A 12,782-nucleotide genomic window follows, 5' to 3' on the forward strand; every position below is an offset into this window, starting at 1 on the left:
TGCAATAAATTGCAATACTTTTATTTTTTTATTCTTATAACTATGGCTATTCTAGCCCTACCATTTAAATCTTTTAAAATTTCAGCATCAAAATTATTTTTTTTCGCTAAATCTATAATTTTATTTTTTTGATTAAATCCAATTTCAAAAAATATTAAACCCTCTTTAGTTAAATAATTTTCTGCCTGCTCTAATATTTTTCTATAAAAATATAAACCATCTTCATCAGCAAACAAGGCTATATGAGGGTCGTAGTTTATAACATTATTTTCTATACTATCTTTTTCCGAATAAGAAATATAAGGCGGATTAGAAACAATAATATCAAATTTATCTTCTATATTTTCAAAAATATCAGACTGTATAAAATCTATATGAGCTTTTAGATTTTTTGCATTTTCTTTTGCAACTGACAAAGCATCACAACTTATATCAGATGCTGTTACTAATAAACTCGGTATTTCTTTAGCTAAACTTATTCCTATTATTCCAGAACCTGTACATAAATCTAATATTTTAATGTTATTATTTTCATTCTTTCTTATATAATTTATTACGGTATAAACTAACTCTTCTGTTTCCATTCTTGGAGAAAGAACAAATTTATTTACTATAAATTTTCTATCAAAAAAATAATCAAAACCTACTAAATGACTTAAGGGTTTATTTGTTAATATATGCTCATTTATTAAATTAAAATATTTTTCTTCTAATTTTTTTTCTAATTCTAAATTTATATTATTATTAAATTTTCTAACATCTTCATCAAGTAAATACATCAATAAAAATCTAGCTAGACTTTCTTCTTTTGCCTGTTCTCTTAAAAGAAAACAAGCTTTTTCTAAAGCTTGTTTTCTTTTCATTATAATTCATCGCCTTTATTTAATTCTGCCATTTTTTCAGTTTGTTCAGCTATTCTTAAAGATTCCATTATTTCATCAAGTTTTCCTTCCATAATTTGATCTAACTTTTGAATAGTAAGACCTATTCTGTGGTCAGTAACCCTGTTTTGAGGATAATTATAAGTTCTTATTCTTTCTGAACGGTCTCCAGTACCTACTTTTGATTTTCTTTCAGCATCAAATTTTTCTTGTTCTTCTTGTTGGAATTTATCATAAACTCTAGCTCGTAAAATTTTCATTGCCTTTTCTTTATTTTTTATTTGTGAACGTTCATCTTGCATAGAAACTACAACTCCAGTAGGTATGTGTGTTAATCTGACTGCTGACATTGTTGTATTTACTGATTGTCCTCCTGCACCAGAAGATGCAAATGTATCTACACGGATATCATTTTCATTAATATCTACTTCTATTTCTTCAACTTCAGGTAATACTACTACTGTTGCGGTAGATGTATGAATACGTCCACTAGATTCTGTTGTCGGTACACGTTGTACCCTGTGTGCCCCACTTTCAAATTTCATTTTAGAATAAACTTCTTCTCCCGACACAAGGAAAGTAGCTTCTTTAACTCCACCTATTCCAATTTCAGTTCTTTCTAAAATTTCAACTTTCCAACCTTGAGATTCTGCATATCTAGTATACATTCTTAACAAATCTCCTGCGAATAATGCAGCCTCATCTCCACCAGCGGCACCACGAACTTCAACAACAACATTTTTGCTGTCATTTGGGTCTTTTGGTAACAATAATATTTTTAATTCTTCTTCCATAGGTGAAAGTTTTGGTTCTAATTCTTTTAGTTCTTCTTGCATCATTTCTTTCATTTCTTTATCATCTTCTATCTCTAAAAGTTCTTTTGTTTCTGCAATTTGTTGAACTATTTTTTTATATTCTCTAAAAACTATTACTGTTTTTTCAATAGAGCGTTGTTCTTTAGAAAATTCCATTAATTTTTTAGTATCGCTCACTACATCTGGATCACTTAACAATTCATTTAATTTTTCATAGCGTTCTTCCACTATTTCAAGTTGACCTAGTATTTCCATGTCTATCTCCTATTAATCTCTTTTTATTTCATGACAATGTCTACATCTAGCTTCATAAGATTCACTAGCTCCAATTACAACAACAGGGTCATTATATTTTGCTGGTGTTCCATCTATTAATCTTTGACTAAGACTTGCTTCACTCCCACACTTGCTACATACTGCATGTAATTTCGTAACTATTTCACTAACAGCCATTATATCTGGCATAGGATAAAATGGTTCAGCCTTAAAATCCATATCCAGACCAGCGACTATAACTCTTACCCCGTTATTTGCTAAATCATTTATAACTTTTAATATATCTTTATCAAAGAATTGCACTTCATCAACTCCTATAATATCATAATTTTTATTTTTTACATAATCATAAATTTCCGATGACGACTTTATAGAAATTGATTCGTAACTATTTCCATTGTGTGTCGATATTTTATCTTTACTATATCTATTATCAATTTCAGGTTTAAATAGTAAAACTTTTTGCTTGGCAATTACTCCTCTTTTTATTCTGCGTATTAATTCTTCTGATTTACCAGAAAACATACTTCCACAAATACATTCTATCCAACCCGTTTTTCTATATTCAAACATACATTCTCCATTTTTTTAATAATATAGAATAAAAACAGACAATCTTTGCAGTTGTCTGTTTTTATAATTTTTACTTGATTCCGTATTTTTTGTTGAAACGTTCGATACGTCCATCTGCTTGAGCAAATCTTTGACGTCCTGTGTAAAATGGATGAGTGTCTGAACTAATTTCCACTTTTAGTAATGGATATTCATTACCATCTTCCCACACAATTGTTTCTTTAGCTGGTTTAGTTGATCCGCTTAAAAATTTGAAACCACTTGTTGTATCCATAAATACAACTTTACGATAATCTGGGTGTATTCCTTGTTTCATTTTATATCTCCTTTTGCCCTGAACACTTAAAATATGAACAGAGTTATTTTGAGTGAATATAATTCACATACCAAATTATTATAAATAATTATTCCAAAAAAATCAAGATAAAAATATCTATTTTCGTAAATTTTTTTAATTTATACATTTTAATTAAAAGAATTAAATTTTTTTAGTATATTAAATTAATTTTATTTAATAACTATATTTTAAATTATTAATAGTAAACTTAAAAATTTAAAAAATTATTTTTATTATTAATTATATCATTTTTAAAATTTTAATTACTTAAATATAATCTTGAACTGAATTATCTATCACTATTGATATTTTATCTTTTATATAAACTTGTTGGAAATAGTTATTTATATATTTTAATAATTTATGTAATTTATTGTAGTCTTTTTCTTCAAAACGCACAGCTATATTAAATCTATATTCATTATTTATTTTATAAAAATTACTTTTATTAGGTCCTAATATTTTTTCTTTATAATAATTCTTATGTAAAAAATTATAAATTGTTATAGCTGCTAGCTTTGTTTTTTCTTCATCACTACCCTTTATCATAATAAAAGATATTTTACAAAAAGGTGGATATTCTATAATTTTCCTTCTGTTTATTTCGTATTCATAAAATTTTTCATAGTCTGCATTTACGGCATAAGTTACAATATTACTATCAACATTAGATTGTAATATTACTCTACCTTGCTTATCCTTACGTCCAGCTCTACCAGAAGTTTGAACCAAGAGTTGAAATAATTTTTCATTTGACTTAAAGCTAGGAATTGCTAACATACTATCGACAGATAATATACCTACAAGAGTAATATCTGGAAAATCAAGCCCCTTAGAAATCATTTGCGTTCCTAACAATATATCAGCTTTCTTATTTTTAAAATCTGTTAATAATTTTTCATACATACCTTTTCGTGAAGTTGTATCAGAATCCATTCTTATTATTTTCGCTTCTGGTAATTTACTTTTAATATATTCTTCAACCTTTTGAATGCCAAATACACCTGATACTAATTCTGGATTTTCGCAACATTTTTTTATAGAAAATATTTTTTTTCTATAACCACAAAAATGGCACTGTAAACTTTTATCATTTTTATGATAATTTAAACTTATATCACACTTTTCACATTTATAGATATGACCACAAGTAAAACAACGTATGAAATTAGTGTATCCCCTCTTATTAATAAGTAAAAGAACTTGCTCATTTTTAGAGATAGTTTCTTCAATCATACCAAGTAATTTTTCATCAATAACATTTTCCTTATTTTCTAAAGAAATAATATCTATTATAGGAAATTGATTATTAAATCTTTTAGATAATTTCAACAATCTATTTTTTTTGAAATTTTTAAATTCATAGTATAAATCAACTGACGGAGTTGCACTCGCATAAAGTAGTGTTGCTTTGTTAAAAACAGCTCTTTTTTTAGCTATATCTTTTGCATCATACCTAGGAGATTCTTGTTGTTTATAAGAATTTTCATGTTCTTCATCTATTATTATCAATCCTATATTTTCAAAAGGAGCAAATATTGCTGACCTTGTTCCTAAACATATATTAACTTTCTGTTCTTTTATTTTTTTCCATTCCTCATATTTTTCTTTTTTATTTAATCTGGAATGCAAAACAGAAATATTATCGCCAAAAACTTTTTTAAATTTTTCTTCAATTTGAGGTGTTAGTATAATTTCAGGAACTAAAATAATAGCTTGTTTATCTAAATTTATACAATCTTTAACTAAATTTATATAGACTTCTGTTTTTCCCGAGCCAGTAACTCCATGTAGCAAATAATCTGCAAATTTTTGATTAATAAGACTTTGTCTTACAGTATCATAAACTCTAGTTTGTTCTTCATTTAAAATATTCTTATTATTATAAGTGTATTCATTAGCTTCAAATATATTTTCTTTATAAATATATTTGATTATATCTTTTTCTAATAAATTTTTTATAACACTTTCTCCTATTTGGAGCTTATCTTTTATCAATGATTTTTTTATATCAATATTTTTTTCTAAATAGTCTATTAATATTTTTTGTTTAGCAGTAAGTTTTATATTATTACCAAAATTATTTAAAGTAATATATTTTTCGTTATTAGATTTTAATTGTTCTTCTACGATACTAATTAATTTTATTATTTTATTAGAAATCAAATATGATAACTCTTCTGAATCTAATAATCTTTCTAATTTATTTTTTTCTAAAATTCCTTCATTAGAAAAATATTTTTTATATTGAAAAAGTGTTAAATCATCAGCTGCTAATTTATAATATTCTTTATACTTATTTTTTAATATTGTTGGTAACATAGCTTCTATAACTTGTATCTGAGTACAATATAGTTCATCAGCCAAAACAGAAGATAAGAGTATTAATTCATTATTTAATACTGGATAATCATCTTTTATTTTTTTAATTTCTTTTATTTTAGCTACATCAAAATTAGGGTTTTCTTTTTGTTCAACAATATATCCCTGAATAATTCTACTACCAAAAGGTACTTCTACCCTATATCCAAGTAAATTTTTGTTGATATATTTTTGAGGAATTTTATAATAAAATTTTTTATCAATTCTACTGTTTTTCACATCAACTATTACTTGAACAAACATAAAAGTACCTTTCTCTAATTAATCTATTAATTTTGATATTAATGATTTCGCAATATTTGTTTTACTTGTTTTATTTATCTTGTAGATATTATCATATTTATCTATTATAGCAACTTCATTATTGTCTGATGCAAAACCTATATCTTTTTTAGAAACATCATTAGCAACAATAAAATCTAAGTTTTTCTTTTTAATTTTTTCTTTAGCATAATCAATTACATTATCCGTTTCCGCCGCAAAGCCTACTAATATTTGATTATCTTTTTTATTTTGACCTAGATAATATAATATATCATCTGTTCTTTCTAATTCTATTTCGATATTACCAAGTTGTTTTTTTACTTTTCTATCATACTTTATTACTGGAGTATAATCAGATACAGCAGCTGCTTTTACTACAATATCACACTCTTCATAATATTTTTTTATTTCTTCAAACATATCATAAGCAGTAACTATACTTATGACTTCAATATTTGAGTTTATAGGGCTATAATCAGTTGCAGTTATCAAATAGACTTTTGCTCCTTGATTAGCAAATTCCTCTGCTATTGCAATACCCATTTTACCACTAGAGGGGTTGGAAATAAATCTTACAGGGTCTATATATTCTTTGGTTGCTCCAGCAGTAACTAATATAGTTTTATTACTAAATTTCTTTTCCACTAAAACAGAATTAATTATTGTATCCGTATCTGATAACTTGCCTTTGCCCTCATCGCCACATGCTAAAATCCCCGAAGCAGGTTCTATAAAATTAAATCCTAATTGCTGTAATTTAAAAATATTTCCTTGAGTTATTGGGTTATTATACATATTTGTATTCATAGCTGGTGCTATATATATTTTAGAAAAATCATTTACTGCTAAAATTAAAGTGCTAGCTAAATCATCAGCTATTCCGCTAGCTATTTTGGCAATAATATTAGCAGTAGCAGGAGCAATTATTATTTTATCTGCCCATTTATTTAAGTCTATATGCTGTATTTCTTTTTCGTTTTTTTCTATGAATGTATCAGTATAAACAAAATTTTTTGATATTGTTTGAAATGACAATTCTGTTACAAACTTAGCAGCATTTTCTGTCATTACAATTTTTACATTATGACCACTCTTAGTTAATTTACTAACTAAATCTAGTGATTTATAAGCTGCAATTCCTCCAGAAACTATATGTAATATATTCATAAAATTCCACCTATTTATTCATTATTTTTTCCAAATACTGCTTGTTCTAACCTAGATATTCTTTTTAATATATCTATATTACTAGATGGTGTTGATACAGATTTATCAACTTCCTTACTTGTTGTTTTTAATGCACTTATTTTTATTTTAAGATTTTGATTTTCTATTTCTAACTCTTTTAATTTTATAAGAGTTTTTTCCATAAACATATAATCTTCTATAATAAGGTCTAAATAGTTATTTATATCTTCAATATCATATCCCTTATCTTTACTTTTTTTAAATTCTTTTTCGTATATTTCTATAGCCGTTAAATTCATAATAACAATCTCCTTATTAATTTATTTCTGAAAAATAAGCAACACAACTTAAAAAATAAAGTGGTGCTGTTTCAGCCCTTAGTATTCTTCTACCCAAACCAATACTACTATAACCACAATTGTTAAATTCTAAAACTTCTTTTTCTGAAAAACCACCCTCACTTCCAAAAACAGCTATTACACTTTTTTCAAATAAATCAGAATTTAATAGTTTTGATAAATTATTATTATTTTCATTCTGCGATTCATTTTCATAAGCTATAACCTTATAATCAATATCTTCATTTTCGTTTATTAAATTTCTTATTGAATCTACATATTTAATACTTGGTATAAGGCTTCTTTTAGATTGTTCCGAGGCTTCTTTAGCAATTTTTTCCCAACGTTTAAGTTTTAAATTTAATTTATCTGATTTTATTTTAGCAATATTTCTTTCAGAATTAAAAATAATTATTTCTCTAACTCCTAATTCAGTAGATTTTTGTATCAGATATTCTATTTTATCACTCTTAAGTGGTGGTATTGCTATTTTTGTTTTAGTAGGTAATTCTGTTTTATCTGCTACTGCTGATATTGGTAATATATTAACACATTTATTGTTAATATCAACTATACTACATACATACTTTTTTTTATCAGAAAATACTATATAAATTGAAGCACCAACTTTTTTTCTCATAACTCTTAATATGTGAAAGCTATCATCTTCATTTAAAGTAAATTCTTTTTCTTCAAATTTTTCATCTAAAAAATATTGTTGCATAAAACACCTCAAATAAGTATATCTATATTATACCATATATTACATTATATTATTCTTTTCTCTGATTTCTCCAGATTTGTAATTTTCTAATAAAATTTTTAGAACTTTTATCTGATTTTGTAACTCTAAACCAGTATCCGTATCCTTTATCATTTTTCTATTTAAATTTTTATCAACAACTCGTCTAGTAGAAACAATATCAGTTTCTAATTTTATTGCTTCGTCCCTACTTGTAAAAATATCGTGTTTCATTATTTGAAGTCCATAAGAATTATATGTCAATGTATATCCACCATGACCTGTTGTTTTATTATATGCCTTAGACATACCTCCATCAATTACAATAGTTCTTCCATTAGCTTTTATCGGGTCTTCTCCCTTAGTTGCCTTTACTGGTGTATGACCATTGATAATATGACCATCCTCATTAAGTCCAAATTCTTTCAATAATTTTTTAGAAAATTCTTCCCTATCTCGTAATTTATAATACGGATTTTTAAGTTCTATATGAGATTCTTTATCATCAATAAAATATCTTTCAAATGTAGTCATATCTTTTTTACCGAATAATGGAGAATTTTCTCCCTGCCATAGATACAAAAATATACCATGCCCTTTTTGCTCTTTGCTATAATATACTTTTCTAACCTTACTATCAAAAAAATCTAACATCTCTTTACCCTTGTAAAGTTTATTTTTATAGTTCACTCCTTTGAAATCCCCATTTTCATCAACCGGCATACAGCCATGCAATAATAAATTTCCATTATGGCACTTGTACATAGCCCCGCTATTAATCATAAAATCAATATGTTTTCTTAATTTTTCACTAGATACAAAAGATTCTCTTAATTTTTCTATTAAAATTTCTTCATCTTTATTAAGTTTATAAGGATTTTCTATATCAACCGTTGGAAAATTACAACTACTTAATTTGAAATTATTTTCTCCAATTTGAATATTACCAGTTTTGTAATCTATTTTATCTAGTAATAACCTACTGCTTAAATTAAATTCTGGATATTTATCAATGAAATATTTTTCCAACTTAAATTGGATTATAGCAATAGCCTTGTGCATTTTAGCTATTTGTAGAACTTCTCTTTTGCTGTATTTGTCATATTTTGTTAGTTTTGGTAAAAATTCTATACACTCATCATCAGAATAATATAACTCAGCAACGTTTAGCAAATTTCTTAAAGAAATACCATATCTATCTTCTATTATATCTAAATTATCATATCTAGCACATATTCGTAAAACATTTGCTATGCAAACTAAATCACCACAACTTGCTCCTATCCATAGCATATCGTGATTTCCCCACTGAATATCAACAGAATGATAATCAATCAGTCTATCCATTATTTTGTCAGGATAAGGTCCCCTATCATAAATATCTCCCACTATATGCAAGTGATTAACTATTAATCTCTGTATAGAGTAAGATAATTTTATAATAAATGTTTCCGAAATATCTAATTCAAAAATTGTTTCTATTATTTTATCGTAATACTTTTGTTTATCAGAATTAAATTCCATTTTATAAATTAATTCTTCTATTATGTAACTAAATCCTTCAGGTAAAATTTTTCTTACCTTAGAACGAGTATATTTTCTTGCGGCAACTTTCACAACTTCTAAAAGATTAAGTATTAAATCTTTTTTTAAGTTTTTATAATCTTTATTACCATATTCTTTTTTTAACAATAATAATTTATCTTCTGGATAATAAATTATTGTAGCTAATAAATTAATATCATTAGCAGTCAAATTATTTTCAAAAATTTCTTTTAATTTTTCCTTTATCACTCCAGAACCATTTCTTAAAATATGGTCAAAAGCTGCATACTCCCCATGTATGTCGCTTATAAAATGTTCTGTCCCTTTTGGAAGAGATAAAATAGCTTCTAAATTAATAATCTCCCTAGTTACTTCATCAATACTTTTAAAATTTTTTGATAATAATTCTAAATGTTCTTTTGAAATATTCATATTATTCTCCCTTTAACAAAATATTTATTATATTTTAACATCTAGCAATTTCATTTTCAAATAAAATAGAGATGATATAAAATCATCTCTATACTATATTTTTTAATTAAATAATCTTGATATATCATTCCATGTAACTGCAAGCATTAATATTATTAATAACACACTAAAAATAGCAGTAGCATAATATTGAGCTTTTTTACTTATTGGTTTGCCGAAAGCAGCTTCATAAAGTACAAAAATTATTCTGCCTCCATCTAAGACAGGTATTGGAATAAGATTCATCAAACCTAGATTTACACTAAGTAATCCTACCCATCTTAAAGTTGTGATAAATCCATTTTTAGCTGCTTCAGTTGTCATTTCATATATGGCCACCGGTCCACCTAATTGGTCTAAATTAAAACCACCACTAAAAACAGAAACAAAAAGTCTTACTATACCAGTAAATATAAGAGTACCGTAATATAAGGTTTTACTAAGTCCATCTTTGATAGAATTAAGTATATTATGGTCGTATTTTACTTCTATACCAATAGAATATTTTTTAGTTTCATTACCATTTTTATCTTTGACAATTTCTGTCTTTGGCGTAACTTTGATTATTTTTTCTGTTCCTTTTCTATCTACCAAAGTAGTGATTTCTTTACCCTCATATTTAACAATATTTTCCCCAATTTCAAGCCAAGTATTTATAGGAACACCATTAATTTCTTTTATTACATCATCAGCTTGGAAGCCTGCTGAATAAGCTGGAGTATTTTCAACTACCTTACCTATAATTGCTTTATTTATAGGAACACCATTACTAATAGATATACCAACAAAAATAATTGCCGCCAATATAAAGTTCATCAAGGGACCAGCAAATAGAGTTAGAAATTTTTTTTGCCAAGAATGTGAAGAAAACATTCTTTCTATGGGAGCTATTTGTTCTTCCATACCACTAAATACAACACAAGCATCTTTTCTGACTGAAAATTTTTCTAAATCTTGTCCACTGTTTACAAAACCTTCTATAAATAAATTATCTGTTAAATCATATTCATTTACTTCGATAGGGAATAAACCAACATCATTACTTTTATCTAAAATTATTTTTTCAACTTTATCTTCAGAATCTAATTTTAAAAAAACTTGCATTCCCTTTTTTATATCATAAGGAGAAACTTCATTATTAAAATCAAAAACATTGTCAGGCATTTTTACATAGCCACCTATCGGCAATAATCTAACTGTAAAATTTGTTTCTCCGATTTTTTTATGAAATATTTTAGGACCAAAACCTATTGCAAACTCTTGGCACAATATACCTGATTTTTTAGCAACAATAAAGTGTCCTAACTCATGAACTGTTACTACAACAAAAAATACTAATAAAAAAACAATTATTCCTTGCATTTAATTCCTCTTTTCTAAATTTATTTTATTAATTCCAAAAGAATTAATAAGAATGGAGCTGATAATATTAAAGAATCAAATCTATCAAATATCCCTCCATGACCAGGCAATATATTGCTACTATCTTTAACATTATATTCACGCTTATAGGCTGATTCTACCAAATCTCCAATTTGTCCTATTAGGCTAATAATAATAGTAACAGATATTGCTATTAAAATATTACTGAATATATCAGTTGTTAAATAAAATATAATAGCCACAATAATAGATAACAAACTTCCTATTATTGAACCTTCTATTGATTTATTAGGACTGATATTTGAAGATAACTTTCTTTTCCCAAATCTCATACCTCCAAAATAAGCCCCGCTATCAGTTACCCAAATAGTTAGCAATAAATAAAATAATAGTGATAAACTTATCTCTCTAATTGCATTTAAAGAATAAAATCCTAATGTTATGTAAAACGATAAGAAAAATACATTAGCAATATCAACTAATTTAATTTTATGATTACTTATAATTATATTTAAAAATAATAAAAAAATAATTATTAATAAACTTAAAGTTAAAATTTCATTACTAAAATATTTTTTGAAAAAAAATCCTAATACGAATAATGACGATAAAATAAAAACACCAATATTTATTTTACCAAAAGTAATTTTTACTATTTCATAAACTGATAAAAAACTAAGAACTAAAGAAGCAAATAAAAAATAATTTCCTCCTAATACTAAAAATGGCACAAAAAGTATTAATGCTACAACAGCTGTCTGTATTCTAGTCTTCATTTAAACCTCCAAATCTTCTATCTCTAGCTTGATATTCTTGTAAAGATTTATAAAATTCTTCTTCTGTAAAATCTGGCCAAGCAACTTTAGTAAAGATAAATTCACTGTAAGCTATCTGCCATAATAAAAAATTAGAAATTCTTTGTTCACCTGATGTTCTTATCAATAAATCTGGATTAGGAAAATCTTTTGTGCTCAAATAATTAGAAAAAATTTCTTCACTTATTTTGTCTAAGCCTATAACATCATTTTTATAATCATTAACTATGTCTTTTACTGCATTTAATATTTCTAATTTAGAGCCATAATTAAGTGCAAAAATTAATTTTAAACCAGTATTGCTTTTTGTTTCTTCTATCGCCTTATTAATTGCATTTTTAGTACTGTTAGGCAAGTCTGCTACATTACCTATAACTCTAACTTGCACATTATTTTCCATGAGTTCAGGCATGAAACTAGAAAACATTTTTTCTGGCAAACCCATTAAATAATTAACCTCATGTTTGGGTCTAGACCAATTTTCTGTTGAAAAAGCATAAAGAGTTAAATATTCTATTCCCAAATTTGATGCGTATTTTGTAATTTTTTTTACAGTCTGCATTCCTTCATAATGACCTTTTATTCTCGGCAAATTTCTTTTTTTAGCCCATCTTCCGTTACCGTCCATAATTATTGCGACGTGTTTAGGAATTTTTTTTATAATTTTGTCTTCTAGTTTTTCTTTTTTATTTTTTTTAATAAAAAACTTAAACATAAATACTCCTAGCTTTTTATAAAGTAATTCAAATAATTATAACATAAATATTTATAG

The 12,782-nt window shown here is 25.9% G+C and carries 12 protein-coding genes; all 12 read right to left on the minus strand.

Translation table 11 applies throughout. The annotated features are described in order from the left end of the window. Nucleotides 1–20: 20 nt before the first annotated feature. Complete coding sequence (gene prmC, locus KMP11_RS04325; protein ID WP_216279544.1) at nt 21–863, minus strand: peptide chain release factor N(5)-glutamine methyltransferase; 843 nt, start codon at nt 861–863, stop codon at nt 21–23. Continuing rightward, a complete protein-coding gene (gene prfA, locus KMP11_RS04330; RefSeq protein WP_215755969.1) occupies nt 863–1,951 on the minus strand; it encodes a peptide chain release factor 1 in 1,089 nt (362 codons plus the stop codon). The genes prmC and prfA overlap by 1 nt, the downstream gene beginning before the upstream one ends. A 12-nt stretch (nt 1,952–1,963) precedes the next feature. Beyond that, entirely contained in the window at nt 1,964–2,545 is a 582-nt protein-coding gene (locus tag KMP11_RS04335; RefSeq protein WP_216279545.1) for a thymidine kinase, read from the minus strand. Between the two features lie 70 nt (nt 2,546–2,615). Next, a complete protein-coding gene (locus KMP11_RS04340) occupies nt 2,616–2,861 on the minus strand; it encodes a type B 50S ribosomal protein L31 (protein ID WP_215755967.1) in 246 nt (81 codons plus the stop codon). Between the two features lie 288 nt (nt 2,862–3,149). Then, the gene (priA, locus tag KMP11_RS04345; protein ID WP_216279546.1) at nt 3,150–5,507 is read right to left on the minus strand and encodes a replication restart helicase PriA; all 2,358 of its coding nucleotides are present in this window, start codon (nt 5,505–5,507) and stop codon (nt 3,150–3,152) included. A gap of 18 nt (nt 5,508–5,525) precedes the next feature. Continuing rightward, the gene (gene coaBC / locus KMP11_RS04350) at nt 5,526–6,695 is read right to left on the minus strand and encodes a bifunctional phosphopantothenoylcysteine decarboxylase/phosphopantothenate--cysteine ligase CoaBC (RefSeq protein WP_215755965.1); all 1,170 of its coding nucleotides are present in this window, start codon (nt 6,693–6,695) and stop codon (nt 5,526–5,528) included. Nucleotides 6,696–6,709: 14 nt separating this feature from the next. Beyond that, nucleotides 6,710–7,015 (minus strand): DivIVA domain-containing protein, encoded by a 306-nt coding sequence (locus tag KMP11_RS04355; RefSeq protein WP_215755964.1) that lies wholly within the window; start codon nt 7,013–7,015, stop codon nt 6,710–6,712. 16 nt (nt 7,016–7,031) lie between these two features. Continuing rightward, nucleotides 7,032–7,778 (minus strand): RsmE family RNA methyltransferase, encoded by a 747-nt coding sequence (locus KMP11_RS04360; protein WP_215755963.1) that lies wholly within the window; start codon nt 7,776–7,778, stop codon nt 7,032–7,034. Nucleotides 7,779–7,817: 39 nt separating this feature from the next. Continuing rightward, nucleotides 7,818–9,773, minus strand: a complete 1,956-nt coding sequence (locus KMP11_RS04365; RefSeq protein WP_305798413.1) for a fructose-1,6-bisphosphatase — start codon at nt 9,771–9,773, stop codon at nt 7,818–7,820. A gap of 102 nt (nt 9,774–9,875) precedes the next feature. Then, on the minus strand, nt 9,876–11,174 hold the full coding sequence (rseP, locus tag KMP11_RS04370; RefSeq protein ID WP_216279547.1) for an RIP metalloprotease RseP: 1,299 nt from the start codon (nt 11,172–11,174) through the stop codon (nt 9,876–9,878). A 20-nt stretch (nt 11,175–11,194) separates the two neighbouring features. After that, entirely contained in the window at nt 11,195–11,971 is a 777-nt protein-coding gene (locus KMP11_RS04375; protein ID WP_215755961.1) for a phosphatidate cytidylyltransferase, read from the minus strand. Next, on the minus strand, nt 11,961–12,725 hold the full coding sequence (locus KMP11_RS04380; protein ID WP_216279548.1) for an undecaprenyl pyrophosphate synthase: 765 nt from the start codon (nt 12,723–12,725) through the stop codon (nt 11,961–11,963). The genes KMP11_RS04375 and KMP11_RS04380 overlap by 11 nt, the downstream gene beginning before the upstream one ends. Nucleotides 12,726–12,782 lie beyond the last annotated feature (57 nt).

Origin of the sequence: Gemella sp. zg-570 (assembly GCF_018866345.1) — a bacterium.
Classification (GTDB): Bacteria; Bacillota; Bacilli; order Staphylococcales; family Gemellaceae; genus Gemelliphila.